This window comes from Micromonospora sp. NPDC048907 (assembly GCF_055586885.1).
The window spans coordinates 502,885-519,824 of record NZ_JBVJHI010000004.1 but is presented as its reverse complement, the minus strand read 5'-3'; the positions used below and the strand labels follow the sequence as shown (position 1 = coordinate 519,824).

Genomic DNA, 16,940 nt, shown 5'->3' with positions numbered 1-16,940 from the left:
CCCTCTCGTCGGCACGGTCGCGGGACGCGGCGCCGCGACGGCGGTGTTCCGGCGATCGCGGCCGGTCGCAGAGGGGATGCCGGCATCCTACGGGGTGCCGGGGCCCGCGCGTCGGGAAGCCGCGCCGGGAGCGCGGCCATGAAGATCGGCATCCTGTCGTACCACTTCCCGCCCGAGCCCGCGTTCATCCCGGGGAGCCTGGCCGAGGAGCTGGCCGCGCGCGGCCACGAGGTACGCGTGCTCACCGGCTTCCCGGACTATCCCGGCGGGCACGTCTATCCGGGCTGGCGGCAGCGCTGGCGGCACCAGACGCACAGCGAGCGGCTGACCGTCCGCCGGGTGCCCCGGTACGCGGCCGGCGACGGCTCGGCGCGGATGGCGAGCTGGCTCTCTTTCGCCGGCAGCGTGGCGCTGACCGGCCGGCGCTATCTCGGCGACGTCGACGCCCTGTACGTCTTCCAGCTCCCGGCGGTCACCTTCGCCGCGGCCGGTCTGCTGCGGTTGCTCGGCCGGGTGCCGACCGTGCTGCACGTGCAGGACGTCTGGCCGGAGGAGGAGCCGTCCCGGGCGGGGGAGACCCGTCGGTGGTCGGGCCGGCTGGACGCCACCCTGCGCCGGATCTACCAGGAGGCGGGCGCCGTCGCGGTCACCGCGCCCTCCATGCGGGACCTGGTGGTCGCCGGGGGCGCCGACCCGGACCGGGTGCGGGTGGTGCTGAACTGGACCGACGAGCGGATCTTCCGCCCGACCGAGCCCAGCCGGGCGGCCCGGAACCTGATCCGCCGGGACGACCGTTCCGTGGTGATGCACGCCGGCACGATCGGCGTGCGGCAGGGGCTGGAGACCGCGGTGCGCGCGGCGGCCGCGCTGGGCGACCGGCTGGACCTGGTCCTGGTCGGCTCGGGGGCCGAGGAGCGGCGGGTGCGGGGGCTCGCCGCCGAGCTGCGGGCCGACAACGTGCGGTTCGTCGACCGGCGGTCCCCACCGGACATGCCGGAGCTGTACGCGGCGGCCGACTACCAGCTGGTCATGCTGCGGGACCTGCCGGAGCTGCGGGGCATGGTGCCCGGCAAGCTCCAGGCCGCGCTGTCCTGCGCCGCGCCCGTGGTGGCGTCGGCGGGCGGCGACACGGTGGCGCTCGTGGAACGGGCGCGGGCCGGGCTGTCCTGCCCGCCGGAGGACTGGGCGGCGCTGGCGGACCGCTTCTGGCTCGCCTCGGCGATCCCACCGCCGGCCCGCGTGGACATGGGCCGCCGGGGTCGGGACGCCTACCTGCGGGAGATGTCCCTGCGGACCGGGGTCGACCGGATCGAGGGGCTGCTGCACGAGGTGTCGTCGCGAGCCCGCGGCGCCCGCCGCTGATCGGAGTGTTCCTCGCGAAAACGCCACACAACGGCTAAGTGCGCGATAACGCCACGAAGCGGTGGAAATTCGTGCTAGAAAGCGATCAATCGTCAATGGTGTCCGATTTTCGAGCACGGGAGAGTGGTGTGACGGAAAGCGGTGGGCTGCCCCGCCGGCGGCGGCGCTCCCGGCGCCGAAGCCGCGCCCGCGTGCGCCGGGTCCTGCTCGTCGGGCTGGTCGTGGTCTCGGTGCTGCTCGCCGGCGGCGGCTGGGTCGGGTTCCGCGGCTGGCAGGCCCGGGCGCACCTGCTCAACGCCGCCGGGCTGGCCCAGGAGCTGAGCACCCAGGTGGTCGGCGGCGACGTGGCCCGGGCCCAGCGCACGCTGGCCGCGCTCCAGGAACAGGCCGCCTCGGCCCGGACCGCCACCGGCGACCCGGCCTGGTGGCTCGGCCAGCAGGCCCCCTACGCGGGCGACGACCTGGCCGCGGTCCGTCAGATCGCGGTCGCCGTGGACGACCTGGCCCGGCTCGCCTTCCCCACCCTGCTCCGGGTCGACCTCGCGTCGCTGGTGCCGAAGGAGGGGAAGCTCGACCTGGGCCGGCTGCGTGCCGTCTCGGCCGAGGTCTCCGCCGCCGACCGGGCGGTGCGGCAGACCGAGGAGCGGTTGCGGGCGGTGTCCACCGACGACCTGGTCGGGCAGGTGCGGGACGCGGTCTCCGGGCTGCGGACCGAACTGGTCCGGCTGGGCGAGCTCACCTCGGCCGCGGACCAGGGCGCCCGGCTGCTGCCGTCGCTGCTCGGCGCCGACGGCCCCCGCAGCTACCTGCTCGTCTCGCAGAATCCGGCCGAGCTGCGGGCCACCGGCGGCATGTTCGGCGCGTACGCCGTGTTGAGGGCCGAGGGTGGCCGGATCCGGATGTCCGGCCAGAAGAGCGCGAGCAGCCTCGCGTCGTTCACGCCGCCGCTGCCGGTGGACCGGGAGCTGCGCAGTCTCTGGAAGGACCTTCCCGGGACGTACCCGGCGGACGTCAACCTCAGCCCGGACTTCCCGACGGCGGCGGCGCTGTACCGGGAGATGGTCCGCCGGCGCACCGGCACCGAGGTGGACGGTGTGCTCGCGGTGGATCCGCTGGTGCTGTCCTATCTCCTGGGCGTGATCGGGCCGGTGTCCGTGCCGGACCAGCCGAGCCTGGTCGGCAGCACCGTGGTCCGGACCCTGCTCAGCGACGCCTACCGGACGCTCGACACCAAGGCGCAGGACGCCTTCTTCGCGCGGGCGGCCTCCTCGGTGTTCGACGCCCTGTTCACGAAGGCGGTGAATCCTCGGGCTCTTTTGACCGTTTTCAACCGTTCTATCGCCGAACGCCGGATATTGTTCTGGAGTGCCCATCCCGCGGAGCAGCGCGTCCTCGGCGACAGCCGGTTGGCCGGGAAGCTCCGCGAGAAGGACATCGTGCCGACTGTCGGCGTGTTCCTCAACGACGGCAGCGGCGCGAAGCTCGGCTACTACCTCAGGTTCTCGGCAACCGTGACGGTCGGCGACTGCCAGCCGGAGGGGCGCCGCGAACTGCGGCTACGGGTCACGGTCCACTCGACCGTCCCGCGGTCGGGCCTGTCCGAGTCGGTCACCGGCCTCGCCCTCTCCGGCGACCCGTACACCGCCCGCACCCTGGTGTCGGTGTACACCCCGACCGGAGGGGCGGTGCTCGGCGGCCGGCTGGACGGCAAGGACACCGCGATGGGCAGCGGGACCGCCGGTAGCCGCCAGGTGACCGTGGCGAACGTGGAGGTCAAGCCGGGCAGGACCCGGACCCTCGACATCACCCTGCTCACCGGAAAGACGAGCGCCGGCACTGCCGAGCTGGTGCTCACACCCACCGTCACCCCATGGACCACCCAAGTTGTTTCCGCACCAAGCTGTGATCAGTAGGAGGGAATCCATCATGCGGCTATCCCGCATCATCATGGCGTTCACGGTCGGCCTGGCCGTGGCGGCCGTGCCGACCGCGGCCGGCGCGGCGCAGCCGCAACCGCCCGTGTACCCGCCGGCGAACCCGACGCTCACCGTCTCGCCGCCGACCATCCGCCTCGGCGGGACCTTCACGCTCCGGGGCGAGGGCTTCCTGCCCGGCGCCGTCCAGATCAGCGTGGCGATCAGCGGCAACCCCAACGCCGCACCCGCCCAGGGGTCGGTCCGCAGCGACGGCAGCACCGTCGCGATGACCGCGGTGGCCTACCAGCAGCCGCAGCCGGCGCCGACCCTGTTCAGCGTGACGGCGGACGGGGACGGCGAGTTCACCGTCACCTACAAGCCCACCCGGACCGGGCGGCACACCTTCACCGCCACGCAGGACGACCGGGTGGACAGCGCCACCGGCATCGTCCTGCCGGCCCGGCCACGGCCGCCGCACGGCGGCGGCAACCTGCCGGTGACCGGTGACAGCCTCGGCACCCCGCTGAAGCTCGGCGGTGGCCTGGCCGGCGCTGGTGCGGTGCTGGTGCTGCTCTCGCTGGCCTGGCGTCGGCGCGGTCGCTTCGGGATCGGCTCCCGCTGATTCCTGCCGCACCCCGGGCAACGCCCGGACCGTTCGTGAAGGTGCCCGCCGGACCACGTCCGGCGGGCACCTTCACGCCTGCCGCTTCCCGACGCCGCACAATGACCGGATGGACCCGACCCAGCCGTGGACGGACCGTACGGGCCTGCTGGTGCTGCCCGGCGGCGCGACCGTACGCGGGCGGCGGATCGCCGCCCCCACCGCGCCCGCCGACTTCGCCCTGCTGCTGGCGCCCGGCCCGCAGCCGGCCTGGCCGGCCCGGCGGATCCGCTGGCCCGACTTCTGGGTCCCGCGCGACCGCGCCGACGCGCTCGACGCGCTGCGGGAGGCGTGGCGCCGCGCGTACGCGGGGGAGCGGGTCGAGGTCGCCTGCCACGGCGGCGTGGGACGGACCGGCACGGCCCTCGCCGCCCTGGCCGTCCTCGACGGGCTCGACCCCGTGCACGCGGTGACCTGGGTCCGGGCGGGCTACCACCCGCGAGCGGTGGAGACCCCCTGGCAGCGCCGATGGCTGCGCGGCGTCGGCCCGGCCGCTCGGTAGGGTGCCTCTTCATGAGAGTCCGGGCCCTGGCCGCCACCACCGTCCTCGCCCTGCTCGTCACCGGGGCGCCGGCCCCGGCGCAGGCGGCGCCGCCGGTGACCGCCGCCCCCGCCGCGGCGGTGCCCTGCCCGCGGCTGCCGGCGCCGAAGGTGACCCGCCCGCCGCGGCCCACCCCGCCGCCGCCCGTGCCCGAGAACCAGGCCGTCGGCGGTGACGCGCTGGCCACGGCGGGCCTGGTGACGGCGCCCGGCAGCCCGGCGCCACCGGCGGTCACGGCCACCACCTGGCTGGTCGCCGACCTGGACACCGGCGCCGTCCTCGGCGCCTGCGGCCCGCACGAGTACGGCATCCCGGCGAGCACCCAGAAGCTGCTGCTCGCGGCCACCCTGCTGAACCGGCTCGACCCGAAGCAGGTGGCCGTCGCGACTCGGGCCGACCTGGACATCGAGCGGGGCAGCTCCGCTGTCGGCCTGCTCGTCGGCGGGCGCTACCCGGTGGAGACGCTGTGGCTGGGGCTGCTGCTCCAGTCCGGCAACGACGCGGCGAACATGCTGGCCCGGCTCGGCGCCGGCAGCGCCCGTGCCGGTGTCGCCGAGATGAACGCCGAGGCGCGCCGGCTGGGCGCCCGCCAGACGCACGCCGCGACACCGTCCGGGTTGGACGGTCCGGGGCAGTTCACCAGCGCGTACGACCTGGCCCTGATCGCCCGGGCCTGCTTCGCCGATGCGGCGTTCCGCCGCTACGCGCTCACCGAGCGGACCCAGATCCCCGCCCAGCCTGCGCTCAAGGCGGGCGGTTTCCAGATCCAGAACGAGAACCAGCTGATCTACCGCTACCCGGGTGCCCTGGGCGGCAAGACCGGCTTCACCGAGCTGGCCCGGCACAGCTTCGTCGGCGCGGCCCAGCGCGGCGGCCGGCGGCTCGTGGTCACCCTGCTCGGCGCCGAGTCCCGCCCGGTACGCGGCTGGCAGCAGGGCGCCCAACTGCTCGACTGGGGCTTCTCGCTGCCCCGGGACGCCTCGGTCGGCCGGCTGGTCGACCCCGGCGAGCTGGACGCCGAGCGGGCCGCCCCGAGCGGCTCACCGGCGGCGGCCCGCCCGACCCCGCCGCCCGAGTGGCGCGGGCCGGCCGGGACCGCGCTGCGCCGGATGGCGGACGGCGACTGGCAGGTCATCGTGCCCGCCGCAGGCCTGCTCGCCCTCACCGTCGGCGGGTTCGTGACGGTCCTGGTGGCCCGCCGCGGCCGGTCCCACCGGGCCGGTCGCCGCCGCGCCTGACCGGCGGCCCCGATCCGGCGTCGCTCACGCCGGTGTCGCCGGCGCCCGCGCCGCCGGGGAGTTCCCGGCCTCCCGGCGTGGCGGTCAGGGCCGGGGCTCGGCGTCCTCGCCGGCGGCCCGGGCGCGGTCGGCCTCGGCGTCGGCCGCGCCGACCGGGGTGCCGTCGGAGTCCCGGGTGACCTCGGTGGCGTCGGCGCCCGCGCCGTCGCGCTCCTCGGCGCCGTCGACGAGGTCGGCAGCGGCGGCCAGGCCGAGGGGGTTGAAACGGGGGTCGGTCATGATGTCCTCCTTCGATGTCCTCCCCTCGGGCTACCCCGCCCGCGGAACGCCGACACCTCACCGGGCCGGACGATGGCCCGCTGCCGCCGCCCGCCCCACGGCCGCCGGGTCCGCCGCTGTCGGGTCGGGGAGCCTACCTCGGACGACAGGTCCCCGGACGCGAATGGCGGAGCAGGCGACCCGATCGGGTCGGCGTGGCTACCGTCCCGGTTCATGAGGACCTGGGGACCGCCCGTGGCGCTGGCCGCCGCCCTGCTCGTGCCGGCCTCGCTGCTGCCCGCGCCCGCCACGGCGGCCGCCCGGACGGGCGCGTCCGCAACCCGCGCCGGCCGGCTGCCCGCCGGAGCGCCGCCCTGCCCGAACGTGCCGGCCCCGGCGACCCGGCCGCCGCAGCCGCCGCCCGCGGCCCGTCCCGGCGCGCGGGCCGTCGGCGGCGCCGCCCTGTCCGCCGCCGGGCTGGTCCTCCCGCCGGCCGCGCCCGCGCCGCCGGCGGTGACCGCGACCTCCTGGGTCGTCGCCGACCTGGACAGCGGCGCGGTGCTCGGCGGCTGCGGACCGCACGAGTACGGCGTACCGGCCAGCGTGCAGAAGCTGCTGCTGGCAGCCACCATGCTGCCGAGGCTCGACCCGGACCGCGAGGTGACCGTGACGGCCGAGGACCTGGCCATCGAGCCGGGTAGTTCGGCGGTGGGCCTGGCCGAGGGCGGGCGGTACCGGATCGAGACGATCTGGCTGGGGCTGCTGCTGAAGTCCGGCAACGAGGCCGCCAACGCCCTGGCCCGGCTGGGCGGCGGCCCGGACGGGACGGCCGGGGGCATCCGTGCCATGAACGAGGAGGCCCGGCGGCTGGGCGCGGTGCAGACCCACGCCGTCACGCCGTCCGGGCTGGACGGACCCGGGCAGTTCACCAGCGCGTACGACCTCGCGTTGATCGCCCGGGCCTGCTTCGCCGACCCCGCGTTCCGCCGGTACACCGCCACCCGCACCGCCCGGATTCCCGCCCAGCCGGCGCTGCGCGAGAAGGCGTTCGAGATTCAGAACGACAACATGTTGCTCGACCACTACCCGGGCGCGATCGGCGGCAAGACGGGCTTCACCGACCTGGCCCGGCACACGTATGTGGGCGCGGCCGAGCGGGGCGGGCGGCGCCTCGTGGTGACCCTGCTCGGCGCGGAGACCCCCACCCAGCGTGGCTGGCAGCAGGGGGCCGCCCTGCTCGACTGGGGCTTCGGCCTGCCGCGGGACGCGGCGGTCGGCCGGCTGGTCGACCCCGGTGAGCTGGACCGCGCCGCAACGCCCACCGGGGCGGCGTCGGCCCTCGCCGGAGGCGCGGGGCTGGCCGGCACCCGTTCCGCGGCCACCGCCGCCCGGCCGGGCGCCGGCCCCTCGATCGCGGTCGGCGTGGTGCTGGTACTCGGGGGAGCGGTGCTGCTGGCCCGGCGGCGCCGGCACGCCGCGCTCGCCGCCCTGCCGCCCGGCACGACCCTCGGTGGCGGGAGGATCCCCGACGACGACTGAACGGGCTCGGGCCTACCGGCCGGCGGGGCGGGCGGTGCTGTCGCGCACCACCAGTTCGGTGGCCAGCTCCACCCGGGGCGACTCGAGCTCCTCACCCTCGGCCAGGCGCAGCACGGTGCGGGCGGCGAGCCGGCCCATCTCCACCAGCGGCTGGCGCACCGTGGTCAGCGGCGGGGAGGCCCACCGGGCCTCCGGCAGGTCGTCGAAGCCGACGATGCTCACGTCGTCGGCCACCCGCAGCCCGCGCCGGCGGACCGCCTCGTAGACGCCGAAGGCCATCTGGTCGCTGGCCGCGAAGATCGCCGTCGGCGGGTCGTCCAGGTCGAGCAGGGTGCTGCCGGCGGTGAAGCCGGAGGCGTGGTAGAAGTCGCCGGGCTCCACCAGCCGCTCGTCCGGCGGCACGCCGGCCGCCTCCAGCGCGGCCCGGTAACCGTCCAGCCGGGCGCGGCTGCACAGCAGGTGGGTGGGGCCGGCCACGAAGCCGATCCGGCGGTGGCCCAGCCCCAGCAGGTGCTCGGTGGCGGCCAGGCCGCCGGCCCAGTTGGTCGCCCCGATCGCCGGCACGTCCCGGTCGGGCACGCCGGCGGCCGGGTCGACGACCACCACCGGCACGTTGAGCCGGCGCAGCTGGGCGTGCACCGGCGGGGTCAGGTGGGACGTCACCACGATGACCCCGTCGGAGGCGCGGGCCCGCAGGTTCTGCAACCACTTCCGGGTCGAGGTCGACTCGCTGTGGATCGCCGACACGACGGTGCCCACCCCGACGGCGTGCCCGACGTCCTCCACGCCCCGGATGATCTCCACGGCCCACGGGCTGTCGAGGTCGTTGAAGACCAGGTCGACCAGGTCGGCCCGGCGTACCGTGCGGCTGCCCCGGCGCTGGTAGCCGTGGTGGCGCAGCAGCTCCTCGACCCGTTCCCGGGTGTCCGGTGCGACGTCCGAGCGCCCGTTGAGCACCCGGGACACGGTGGGCACGGAGACACCCGCCTCCCGTGCGATCGCGGTGATGGTCACCCTGGGCTCGTCGTCCGCGTTCACCCGTGTCTCCTTCGCCCCGGCCGGAGGTTCCGGCCGCCGACGCCCGGGACGGCGGCCGCGTCCCACCGGCCATCTTGCCGTACGGGTTCGAGCCGTGGACATCACGACCAGCGGCGACGGGAACCCCCGGTCCGGGACGATGCCGGCGCGGGGGCCCGGCGGTGGTGGTAGACACGGCAGGGTGGGGACCGGGAGACGGGTGGTCGCGGCCCTGGCCGTGCTGGCCACGGCGCTCGCCGCCGCCTGCCAGCAGCCCGCGCCGCGACCCGCCCCGTCCGCGCCGTCCACCCCGTCGGCGCCGCCCGCGCCGTCCACGGCACCCGCGCCGTCGGCACGCCCGAGCGGCCCCCACGCCCCGGCCGACATCGTCGACCTGGCCGCCGTCGACCCGGGGGTCCGCACCGACATCCGGTACGCCACCGCGCACAACTTCGTCGGCCGGCCGATCACCGGTTACGCCGAGCCGCTCTGCCTGCTCACCCGCCCGGCCGCGGAGGCGCTGCGCCGGGTGCAGGCCGCCGCCCTGGCGCAGGGCCGCCGCCTCAAGGTGTACGACTGCTACCGCCCACAGCGGGCGGTGGACGAGTTCGTCGCCTGGGCGAAGCTTCCCGGCGAGCAGCAGATGAAGGGGGAGTTCTATCCGGACGAGCCGAAGAGCCGCCTCTTCGCCGACGGCTACATCGGCGCGCCGACCGCACACAGCCGGGGGAGCACCCTGGACCTGACGCTGGTCCCGGCGTCCACCCCCGACCAGCCGGCGTACGTGCCGGGCCAACCGCTGACCGCCTGCACCGCCCCGGCCGGGCGGCGCTTCCCGGACAACTCCGTCGACATGGGCACCGGGTTCGACTGCTTCGACCCGCGCGCACACACCGCGGACGCGCGTGTCACCGGGGCGGCCCGGGACAACCGGGAGCTGCTGAAGCGGCTCATGACCGCACAGGGCTTCGAGAACTACCCGCGCGAGTGGTGGCACTACCGGTACGTCGAGGAGCCGTACCCGGACACCTACTTCGACTTCCCGGTGGCCCGCTCGTCGCTGCGCTAGCTAGCGCAGGGGCAGCCAGGCCAGCACGTCCTGGATCTTCGCGTCCCAGTAGGCCCAGTCGTGGTCGCCGGGGGAGAAGTCCACGGTGACCGGTACGCCCCGGCGGCGCGCCGTCTCCACGAAGCGGGTGTTGTCCCCGTACAGGAAGTCCTCGGTGCCGCACGCCACGTAGAGCGCCGGCAGGTCGTCGCCGGCCCGCTCCAGCAGCGCCACGGTGTCGTCGTCCGGCCCGGCCACCTCCCGGTCGCCCCACACGGTGTTCCAGACGGCCGGGTCCATCGGGCTGGTCGGGTGGTGGCGCCGGCGGGCGACGTCCAGGGCGCCGGAGAGGCTGGCCGCCGCCGCGAACCGGTCCGGCTGGCGCAGCGCCCACTTCATCGCCCCGTAGCCGCCCATCGACAGGCCGGCCACGAAGGTGTCCGCCGGGCGCTCGGAGAGGCGGAAGTACGACCGGCACACCTCGGGCAGTTCCTCGCTGAGGAAGGTCCAGTACCGGTTGCCGTGCACCTCGTCGCAGTAGAAGCTGCGCTGCACCTGCGGCATCACCACGGCCAGGCCGAGCGGCGCGACGTACCGCTCGATCGCGGTGCGCCGGGTCCAGATGGTGTCGTCGTCGGTCAGGCCGTGCAGCAGGTAGAGCACCGGCGGATCCCCGGCGCCGGCCCCGCCGGCCATGCCGATGCCGGCCGAGTTGTCGGGCAGCAGCACCGTCATCGACGTGCCCATGCCGAGCGCCGAGGAGAAGAAGTCACACCGGATCCGGGCCATGGATCCGGAGCGTACCCGGCCCCGGGCGGCGGCCCGAAGGTGGTCGAATCGACAGTTCCTATTGCCGTGGGGCGTCCAGGGGGGACAGGATGACCAGGCGCGCCGGAAACACACCCGTAACCTGCGTGCTGCTGGTCTCTGTCACGAGGAAGTGGGAGTCAGTCATGAGCGACGTGTCCACGGCACTGGGTGTGCGTCTCTACCCGGATCTGGTCGAGCCGGGCGGCCTGGCTCCCGCGCTCGTGCAGACCGCGGCCCGGCACCAGCTCGACATCGGCCGGGTGACCGCCCCCGAGCAGGGGCGCAGCCGGTTCACCTGTGCCGAGGCGACCTCCGACCGGGGGGTGGTCTGCGTCAGCCTCGGCGCCCAGGCCCGCTACTTCATGATCGACCTTCGGATCGACGGCGAGGTCCAGGCGCGTGGTGACGCCACCGACCTGCTCCAGGTCGCCCAGGTGGCCGCCGCCTGGCGGGCCGGGTGCACGCTCGCCGAGCTGACCGCGCGCTACCCCTTCATGGAGGAGATGAAGCGCCACCCCGTGGCGCACGCCCAGTAGCGCACCGACGGTAAACCGGTTGCCGGCGCCCGCGCCGGCTGCTGCAATCGACCACGACAGCCAGGGAAGGAGGAGCTCGAGATGCGAGCCGCGTGCATGTCCCCGCAGAAGCGAATCACCGCCGACCACAAGGACATGACGCTGCGTGAAAACCCTCAATCTCGGCATCCTCGCCCATGTCGACGCCGGTAAGACGAGCCTGACCGAACGGCTGCTGCACAGCGCCGGGGTCATCGACGAGCCCGGCAGTGTCGACGCCGGCAGCACCCGCACCGACACGCTGGCGCTGGAGCGGCAGCGGGGCATCACCATCCGCTCCGCCGTGGTCTCCTTCGCCGTCGCCGGGACCACCGTCAACCTCATCGACACCCCCGGCCACCCCGACTTCATCGCCGAGGTGGAACGCGTGCTCGGCGTGCTCGACGGCGCGGTGCTCGTGGTCTCCGCCGTCGAGGGCGTCCAGGCCCAGACCAGGGTGCTGGCCCGCACCCTGCGCCGCCTCGGCATCCCCACCCTGTTCTTCGTGAACAAGGTGGACCGGGCCGGCGCCGACCTCGACCGGGTGCTGCGCCAGCTCGCCGACCGGCTCAGTCCCGACGTCGTCGCCCTCGGCCGGGTCGACGCCGCCGGCACCCCGGGCGCCCGCTGGGTGCCGTACCCGCCGGGCGACCCCGGCCACCGGGCCCGCCTGGTCGACCTGCTCTCCGCGCACGACGACGCCCTGCTGGCCGCGTACGTGGCCGACGAGCAAGCGATCACCGCGGACCGGCTGGGCACGGCGCTCGCCGCGCAGACCGCCCGCGCCCGCGTGCACCCGGTGCTCGCCGGCTCCGCCATCACCGGCGCCGGGGTGGCCGACCTGATCGACGCGGTCACCGCGCTGCTCCCCGCCACCGCGGGTGACGACCACGCCCCGCTCTCCGGCGCCGTCTTCAAGGTCGAGCGCGGTCCGGCCGGCGAGAAGGTCGCGTACGCCCGGATCTTCGCCGGCACCGTGCGGGTCCGCGACCGGATCCGCCACGGCGACGGCCAGGAGGCCCGGGTCACCGCCCTCGGCGTCTTCGACGGCGGCGACGCGACGCCCGGCGACGCGGCCGGGGCCGGCCGGATCGTCCGGCTGCACGGCCTCGCCAGCATCCGCGTCGGCGACGTGCTCGGCGTCCCGCCCGACCGCCCCGCCGCCCGGCGCCAGTTCGCCCCGCCCACGCTGGAGACCGTGGTCGAGCCGGTACGCCCGGCCGACCGCCCGGCCCTGCACGCCGCCCTGACCCAGCTCGCCGAGCAGGACCCGCTGATCAACCTGCGGCAGGACGACAGGCGCCAGGAGATCGCCGTGTCCCTCTACGGCGAGGTGCAGAAGGAGGTCGTCGAGGCCACCCTCGCCGACGACTACGGCGTCCCGGTCACCTTCCGGGAGACCACCACGGTCTGCGTGGAGCGGGTGGTCGGTGTGGGCTCCGCCGTCGAGTGGATCGGCCGGGAACCCAACCCGTTCCTCGGCACCGTCGGCCTGCGCGTCGAGCCCGGGCCGGCCGGTGGCGGCGTCGAGTTCCGGCTCGGGATCGAACTCGGCTCGATGCCCCTGGCCTTCCTCAAGGCCATCGAGGAGACCGTGCGCGAGACCCTGCGCCAGGGCCTGCACGGCTGGGAGGTCGTCGACTGCGTGGTCACCCTGACGCACGGCGGCTACTGGGCCCGGCAGAGCCACGCCCACGGCGTGTTCGACAAGAGCATGTCCAGCACGGCCGGGGACTTCCGGAACCTGACCCCGCTGGTGCTCATGGCCGCGCTCACCCGCGCCGGCACCCGGGTCCACGAGCCGATGCACCGGTTCCGGCTCGACGTCCCCGCCGACCTGGTGGGGACGGTGCTGCCCGTGCTCGCCGGGCTGGGCGCCGCGACCCGCGCCAGCACCCTGCGCGGCGCGTCCTACCTCGTCGAGGGGGAGGTGCCGGCCGGGCGGGTGCACGCGCTGGAGCAGCGGCTGCCCGGACTCACCCGGGGCGAGGGCACCCTGGAAGCCGAGTTCGACCACCACCGGCCGGTACGCGGGCCGGCCCCGAGCCGGCCGCGCTGGGACCACGACCCGCTGCACCCCAAGGAGTACCTGCTCGCCGTCGCGCGCCGGGTCACCGGCCGGCCGGCGCGCTGACCCGCCGCGGATACCGGGCACGTACCCCGTCCACGCAGGTGTCCCGGGAGGTCGGGCCGCCGAACCGGAGCCGGTCGTAGCCGGTGAACGCCGGCTCCAGCGCGTCTAGCTCGTCAACGAGCGCGTGCAGCCGGTCGAGCCACGCCGCCGACCCGGCGTCCGGCTCGGCGGGCGCCGCCCGGATCGCCCCGGTCAACTCGTCCTTGCGCCGGATCGTCTCCGGCGACACCGAGCGCAGGCAGACGTACTGGCCGCTGAGGTAGGCGTCCCACTCCTCCGCGCCGCGCGCCCGGTCCGCCCAGTGCGCGACGAACCATCCGGGCAGGGCGTCCACCCCGCCGGCCCGGTCCGGCAGCGCGAACAGGTCCGCCGGGACCATCTCCGCGCCGTCCGAGCGCAGATAGCCCGGCAGCGGCAGCCGCCGGTCCAGCATCAACCGGCGTACGCCGTCCGGGTCCCGCCCGGACGCCGCGCAGAGCGCGTCGAGCACCACGAACTGCGCGCTGACGTACGCGTCGTCCGCCGCCGTCATCGGATGCTCCCCGTTGACCTCCCGGAACCGCTCCGCCACCCGTCGCCGCCAGTCCATAACCCGTGCTCCTCCCGTTGTGCCTGGCCACAGGCTAGGGCCCGCACCGTTCGGCGCCGGGCGAAACGTCCTCGCGAATATCCGTTGCCGCCGTCCCGGCACCGCCCGTACCGTGAACGGGCCACCATCAACCGGTTCCACCACCCAGGGAGCACACCGTGTCGCAGCAGAACCGCACCCGAGCCGAGCGGCCCGCGCCGCGCGGCGGTGCCCTGCTGCCCGAACCGGGCCCGGGTCGCTGCCGGCGGCAGCGGTGGCAACCGGGGTGGTGGCGCGACTAGCGCCGGCGCGACACACACGCGCAGCCGCCCACCCCGAGCCAGGGGACCGGGCGGCTTTTTCGTCGCCCAACCCGGGCTCGCGTACCTCTCCGCACTCCTCGTCCCGGCCTGCGGCCGGCGGCGTCGCTCCTTCTCAACTCCACAGTGGACGGCATGAGCACGAATGCCCGGCCGGCGCCCGCGCGCCGGCCGGACAACCGGGACGAGGGAGCTGGCTGACCCGCTCGCCTTGGGCGCGAGAGACACGCGGTTCGATTCCGCGGTCCCGGACACACGCGGACGGCATCCCCGTCCCGCGGGCCGTTGGAGCAATTGGCAGCTCACCCGGTTCTCACCCGGGAGGCTACGGGTTCGAGTCCCGTACGGCCTACGCCTGGTCCCGATCCCGGGACCACCACGCGGTTGTAGCGCAGTCAGGCAGCGCGTCACCCCGCCACGGTGAAGATCGCCGGTTCGAATCCGGCCAGCCGCTCGGACAACACCCCTGAACGAGGAGACGACGATGGGTTTCACCCCGCTGGCCGGTACCCGGGCGCCGGTCCGGGTCTGGACCGACCCGTACACGATCGAGGCGCAGGCGGCCCGGCAGCTGCGCAACATCGGCGCGCTGCCCTGGGTGCAGGGCGTCGCCGTGATGCCGGACGTGCACTTCGGCAAGGGCGCCACCGTCGGCTCGGTCATCGCCATGCGGCAGGCCGTCTCGCCCGCCGCGGTCGGCGTCGACATCGGTTGCGGGATGTCCGCGGTGCGCACCTCGCTCACCGCGGCCGACCTGCCCGACGACCTGGCCCCACTGCGCAGCGCCATCGAGGCGGCCATCCCGGTCGGCTTCGCCATGCGCGCCGACGCGGTCGACCCGCGCCGCGTCCGCGGCCTGGAGCAGGGCGGCTGGGACGACTTCTGGCGCCGCTTCGCCACCCTCGACCGGAAGGTGGCGCAGCTGGAGACCCGGGCCCAGCGCCAGCTGGGCACCCTCGGTGGCGGGAACCACTTCATCGAGGTCTGCCTGGAGCAGGGCGGCCCGGACGACGGCCGGGTCTGGCTGATGCTGCACTCCGGCTCCCGCAACATCGGCAAGGAACTGGCCGAGCGGCACATGGCGGTGGCCCGCGGGCTGCCGCACAACGTCGACCTGCCCGACCGGGACCTCGCGGTGTTCCTCGCCGGCACCCCGGAGATGGACGCCTACCGCCGGGACCTCTTCTGGGCCCAGGAGTACGCACGCCGCAACCGGGCCGTCATGCTCGCCCTGCTCTGCGGGGTGGTCCGGGACGAGTTCCCGCAGGTCAGCTACGACGAGCCGGTCTCCTGCCACCACAACTACGTGGCGGAGGAGAGCTACGACGGGGTCGAGGTGCTGGTGACCCGCAAGGGCGCGATCCGGGCCGGCCGGGGCGACCTGGGCATCATCCCGGGGTCGATGGGCACCGGGTCGTACATCGTGCGCGGCAAGGGCAACGTCGACGCGTACTGCTCGGCCTCGCACGGGGCCGGGCGGCGGATGTCGCGGGGGCAGGCGAAGCGGACGTACAGCACCGCCGACCTGGCCGCCCAGACGGCGGGCGTCGAGTGCCGCAAGGACGCCGGGGTGGTCGACGAGATCCCCGGCGCGTACAAGGACATCACCCAGGTGATGGCCCAGCAGGAGGACCTGGTCGAGGTGGTCGCCCACCTCAAGCAGGTCGTCTGCGTGAAGGGTTGAACCGACCGGCGCCCCCCGAGGGGGAGGGGCGCCGGTCGTCCGCCCCGGTGGCGCAGCGGAGAGCGCGCCGGTCTACGAAACCGGAGAGCCCAGGTTCGAATCCTGGTCGGGGCACGGTCCGCGGCGTCGCGGATCCCATGCGAGCTGGTGCAACCAGGCAGCACATCCGACTCTGGATCGGAGAATTGAGGTTCGAATCCTCAGCTCGCAGCGACGGCTACCGGCTGCGTCGGACGATCCGCACACCTATCGCGATCGCGCCGATGACGAGCAGGGCGGCCAGCAACTGGAGACCGGGCGAGTCGTCGGCCTCTCCGTACACGATGCCGGCGACACCGAGCGCGACGGCGAGGACGGCGACGAGGCCGAGTGCGTACTTCATCGGTTTCTCCTATTCCTCGACCCACTCGAGCAGGTCACCGGGCTGGCAGTCCAGCACCCGGCACATGGCTTCCAGCGTGCTGAAGCGGACCGCCTTGGCCCGGCCGTTCTTCAGCACCGCGACGTTCGCCGGGGTGAGCCCGACCCGTTCGGCGAACTCGCCGACGCTCATCTTCCGCTTGGCCAGTTCGACGTCGATGCGGACGACGATGGGCATCAGATCACCGCCTCCATGTCGGTGCGGAGCGTGGTGGCCTGCCGCAGCAGCTCCCGCATCACCACCATCAGCAGCCCCAGCACGGTCACCCCGGTCACCAGCAGGAACAGCAGCATCGGCAGTCCGGGGTCGTCGGCGTGGAAGCCGACGTAGAGGAAGACGGCCACGAGCACCAGCCACGCGGCGGCGATGGCCCACACGATCGCGTCGACCCACGCCAGGGACGCCTCGCTGAAGATGCGGTCGTTCTTGACCAGGGTGAGCAGCTTCCAGGTGCACACGATCACCACCTGCACGCAGAGCACCCAGAACACCGTCACCGCGGTCGCCGGCCAGCGAAGGTAGGCCATGTCGGGGTTCTCCCGGGCCATGTGCGCGAACTGGCCGGGCAGCGACATGACCTGGAAGACGACCAGGATCCCGAACAGCAGCACGAGGAAGGCCTTGAGCGGAGCGACCGCCCGTTGAGCTGTGAACATGCATCGACTATCACTCGTAACCTATCGAATGTCAATAGGTTTCGGATGATTGCCCATGCCCCCGTGGCGCAGCGGAGAGCGCGTCGGATTCCGGATCCGAAGGCCGCTGGTTCGAATCCAGCCGGGGGCACGCACCGACCCGACCGAATGCCCGAGTGGCCAGGGAGCGGACTGCAACTCCGCGCACCGGGGTTCGAATCCCCGTTCGGTCTC

At 74.6% G+C, this 16,940-nt stretch carries 17 protein-coding genes and 7 tRNA genes; 17 read left to right on the top strand and 7 right to left on the bottom strand.

Features of this window, described 5'->3' with window-relative positions; genetic code table 11:
- The first annotated feature begins 138 nt into the window (after positions 1-138).
- The 5 genes from ACZ6PY_RS16365 (at position 139) to ACZ6PY_RS16345 (ending at position 5,718) form a co-directional block, all read left to right on the top strand.
- Complete coding sequence (locus ACZ6PY_RS16365) at positions 139-1,362, top strand: glycosyltransferase family 4 protein (RefSeq protein WP_466072930.1); 1,224 nt, start codon at positions 139-141, stop codon at positions 1,360-1,362.
- Positions 1,363-1,553: 191 nt separating this feature from the next.
- Entirely contained in the window at positions 1,554-3,275 is a 1,722-nt protein-coding gene (locus ACZ6PY_RS16360) for a DUF4012 domain-containing protein (RefSeq protein ID WP_466072928.1), read from the top strand.
- Between the two features lie 13 nt (positions 3,276-3,288).
- Positions 3,289-3,900: a hypothetical protein gene (locus ACZ6PY_RS16355; RefSeq protein ID WP_466072927.1), complete on the top strand. Its 612-nt coding sequence runs from the start codon at positions 3,289-3,291 to the stop codon at positions 3,898-3,900.
- Positions 3,901-4,009: 109 nt separating this feature from the next.
- A complete protein-coding gene (locus ACZ6PY_RS16350; RefSeq protein WP_466072925.1) occupies positions 4,010-4,441 on the top strand; it encodes a protein-tyrosine phosphatase family protein in 432 nt (143 codons plus the stop codon).
- An 11-nt stretch (positions 4,442-4,452) separates the two neighbouring features.
- Positions 4,453-5,718 carry a D-alanyl-D-alanine carboxypeptidase family protein gene (locus tag ACZ6PY_RS16345; protein ID WP_466072924.1) on the top strand — a complete coding sequence of 422 codons (1,266 nt, stop codon included), beginning with the start codon at positions 4,453-4,455 and terminating at the stop codon, positions 5,716-5,718.
- Positions 5,719-5,802: 84 nt separating this feature from the next.
- Here ACZ6PY_RS16345 and ACZ6PY_RS16340 read toward each other — a convergent pair whose 3' ends face one another.
- The gene (locus ACZ6PY_RS16340) at positions 5,803-5,997 is read right to left on the bottom strand and encodes a hypothetical protein (RefSeq protein WP_466072923.1); all 195 of its coding nucleotides are present in this window, start codon (positions 5,995-5,997) and stop codon (positions 5,803-5,805) included.
- Positions 5,998-6,210: 213 nt separating this feature from the next.
- On the opposite strand from ACZ6PY_RS16340, the gene ACZ6PY_RS16335 reads away from it, so the two are divergent.
- On the top strand, positions 6,211-7,515 hold the full coding sequence (locus ACZ6PY_RS16335; RefSeq protein ID WP_466072921.1) for a D-alanyl-D-alanine carboxypeptidase family protein: 1,305 nt from the start codon (positions 6,211-6,213) through the stop codon (positions 7,513-7,515).
- Positions 7,516-7,527: 12 nt separating this feature from the next.
- Here ACZ6PY_RS16335 and ACZ6PY_RS16330 read toward each other — a convergent pair whose 3' ends face one another.
- Positions 7,528-8,553, bottom strand: coding sequence for a LacI family DNA-binding transcriptional regulator (locus ACZ6PY_RS16330; RefSeq protein ID WP_466072919.1), 1,026 nt, complete (start codon positions 8,551-8,553; stop codon positions 7,528-7,530).
- 181 nt (positions 8,554-8,734) lie between these two features.
- Between ACZ6PY_RS16330 and ACZ6PY_RS16325 the strand changes: the two genes are divergently transcribed.
- Positions 8,735-9,601, top strand: coding sequence for a M15 family metallopeptidase (locus ACZ6PY_RS16325; RefSeq protein WP_466072917.1), 867 nt, complete (start codon positions 8,735-8,737; stop codon positions 9,599-9,601).
- On the opposite strand, the gene ACZ6PY_RS16320 is transcribed toward ACZ6PY_RS16325, so the two are convergent.
- Positions 9,602-10,369, bottom strand: coding sequence for an alpha/beta hydrolase (locus ACZ6PY_RS16320; RefSeq protein WP_466072915.1), 768 nt, complete (start codon positions 10,367-10,369; stop codon positions 9,602-9,604). It abuts the gene before it with no gap.
- Positions 10,370-10,533: 164 nt separating this feature from the next.
- Between ACZ6PY_RS16320 and ACZ6PY_RS16315 the strand changes: the two genes are divergently transcribed.
- Entirely contained in the window at positions 10,534-10,926 is a 393-nt protein-coding gene (locus ACZ6PY_RS16315) for a hypothetical protein (protein WP_466072913.1), read from the top strand.
- A gap of 145 nt (positions 10,927-11,071) precedes the next feature.
- Positions 11,072-13,078 carry a GTP-binding protein gene (locus tag ACZ6PY_RS16310; RefSeq protein WP_466072912.1) on the top strand — a complete coding sequence of 669 codons (2,007 nt, stop codon included), beginning with the start codon at positions 11,072-11,074 and terminating at the stop codon, positions 13,076-13,078.
- Here the strand turns inward: ACZ6PY_RS16310 and ACZ6PY_RS16305 are convergent.
- The gene (locus ACZ6PY_RS16305) at positions 13,056-13,667 is read right to left on the bottom strand and encodes a DUF6058 family natural product biosynthesis protein (protein WP_466072910.1); all 612 of its coding nucleotides are present in this window, start codon (positions 13,665-13,667) and stop codon (positions 13,056-13,058) included. The two genes, ACZ6PY_RS16310 and ACZ6PY_RS16305, sit on opposite strands and share 23 nt — an antisense overlap.
- A 478-nt stretch (positions 13,668-14,145) precedes the next feature.
- Here ACZ6PY_RS16305 and ACZ6PY_RS16300 point away from each other — a divergent pair.
- From ACZ6PY_RS16300 to ACZ6PY_RS16275, 6 genes are all read left to right on the top strand, one after another.
- Positions 14,146-14,218, top strand: a tRNA-Pro gene (locus ACZ6PY_RS16300).
- 27 nt (positions 14,219-14,245) lie between these two features.
- A tRNA-Glu gene (locus ACZ6PY_RS16295) sits at positions 14,246-14,318 on the top strand.
- Between the two features lie 28 nt (positions 14,319-14,346).
- Positions 14,347-14,420: transfer RNA gene (locus ACZ6PY_RS16290), tRNA-Gly, on the top strand.
- Between the two features lie 30 nt (positions 14,421-14,450).
- Complete coding sequence (locus ACZ6PY_RS16285) at positions 14,451-15,650, top strand: RtcB family protein (protein ID WP_466072908.1); 1,200 nt, start codon at positions 14,451-14,453, stop codon at positions 15,648-15,650.
- A gap of 41 nt (positions 15,651-15,691) precedes the next feature.
- Positions 15,692-15,764: transfer RNA gene (locus tag ACZ6PY_RS16280), tRNA-Arg, on the top strand.
- 24 nt (positions 15,765-15,788) lie between these two features.
- Positions 15,789-15,861, top strand: a tRNA-Gln gene (locus tag ACZ6PY_RS16275).
- A gap of 6 nt (positions 15,862-15,867) precedes the next feature.
- Here ACZ6PY_RS16275 and ACZ6PY_RS16270 read toward each other — a convergent pair.
- The 3 genes from ACZ6PY_RS16270 to ACZ6PY_RS16260 are packed head-to-tail and all read right to left on the bottom strand — an operon-like array spanning position 15,868 to position 16,727.
- Positions 15,868-16,032, bottom strand: a complete 165-nt coding sequence (locus ACZ6PY_RS16270; protein ID WP_466072906.1) for a hypothetical protein — start codon at positions 16,030-16,032, stop codon at positions 15,868-15,870.
- Positions 16,033-16,041: 9 nt separating this feature from the next.
- Entirely contained in the window at positions 16,042-16,248 is a 207-nt protein-coding gene (locus ACZ6PY_RS16265; RefSeq protein WP_091094605.1) for a helix-turn-helix domain-containing protein, read from the bottom strand.
- Positions 16,248-16,727 (bottom strand): DUF2975 domain-containing protein, encoded by a 480-nt coding sequence (locus ACZ6PY_RS16260; protein ID WP_466072904.1) that lies wholly within the window; start codon positions 16,725-16,727, stop codon positions 16,248-16,250. Before ACZ6PY_RS16260 ends, ACZ6PY_RS16265 begins: the two co-directional genes overlap by 1 nt.
- A 57-nt stretch (positions 16,728-16,784) precedes the next feature.
- Here ACZ6PY_RS16260 and ACZ6PY_RS16255 point away from each other — a divergent pair.
- A tRNA-Arg gene (locus ACZ6PY_RS16255) sits at positions 16,785-16,857 on the top strand.
- Positions 16,858-16,868: 11 nt separating this feature from the next.
- A tRNA-Cys gene (locus tag ACZ6PY_RS16250) sits at positions 16,869-16,939 on the top strand.
- The last annotated feature ends 1 nt before the right edge of the window (position 16,940 follow it).

Bases quoted from the DNA above. Each gene is read 5' to 3' on its own strand.
- ACZ6PY_RS16365 (WP_466072930.1), top strand. From the start codon at position 139: ATGAAGATCGGCATCCTGTCGTACCACTTCCCGCCCGAGCCCGCGTTC.
- ACZ6PY_RS16355 (WP_466072927.1), top strand. From the start codon at position 3,289: ATGCGGCTATCCCGCATCATCATGGCGTTCACGGTCGGCCTGGCCGTG.
- ACZ6PY_RS16350 (WP_466072925.1), top strand. From the start codon at position 4,010: ATGGACCCGACCCAGCCGTGGACGGACCGTACGGGCCTGCTGGTGCTG.
- ACZ6PY_RS16345 (WP_466072924.1), top strand. From the start codon at position 4,453: ATGAGAGTCCGGGCCCTGGCCGCCACCACCGTCCTCGCCCTGCTCGTC.
- ACZ6PY_RS16340 (WP_466072923.1), bottom strand. From the start codon at position 5,997: ATGACCGACCCCCGTTTCAACCCCCTCGGCCTGGCCGCCGCTGCCGAC.
- ACZ6PY_RS16335 (WP_466072921.1), top strand. From the start codon at position 6,211: ATGAGGACCTGGGGACCGCCCGTGGCGCTGGCCGCCGCCCTGCTCGTG.
- ACZ6PY_RS16320 (WP_466072915.1), bottom strand. From the start codon at position 10,369: ATGGCCCGGATCCGGTGTGACTTCTTCTCCTCGGCGCTCGGCATGGGC.
- ACZ6PY_RS16315 (WP_466072913.1), top strand. From the start codon at position 10,534: ATGAGCGACGTGTCCACGGCACTGGGTGTGCGTCTCTACCCGGATCTG.
- ACZ6PY_RS16305 (WP_466072910.1), bottom strand. From the start codon at position 13,667: ATGGACTGGCGGCGACGGGTGGCGGAGCGGTTCCGGGAGGTCAACGGG.
- ACZ6PY_RS16285 (WP_466072908.1), top strand. From the start codon at position 14,451: ATGGGTTTCACCCCGCTGGCCGGTACCCGGGCGCCGGTCCGGGTCTGG.
- ACZ6PY_RS16270 (WP_466072906.1), bottom strand. From the start codon at position 16,032: ATGAAGTACGCACTCGGCCTCGTCGCCGTCCTCGCCGTCGCGCTCGGT.
- ACZ6PY_RS16265 (WP_091094605.1), bottom strand. From the start codon at position 16,248: ATGCCCATCGTCGTCCGCATCGACGTCGAACTGGCCAAGCGGAAGATG.
- ACZ6PY_RS16260 (WP_466072904.1), bottom strand. From the start codon at position 16,727: ATGTTCACAGCTCAACGGGCGGTCGCTCCGCTCAAGGCCTTCCTCGTG.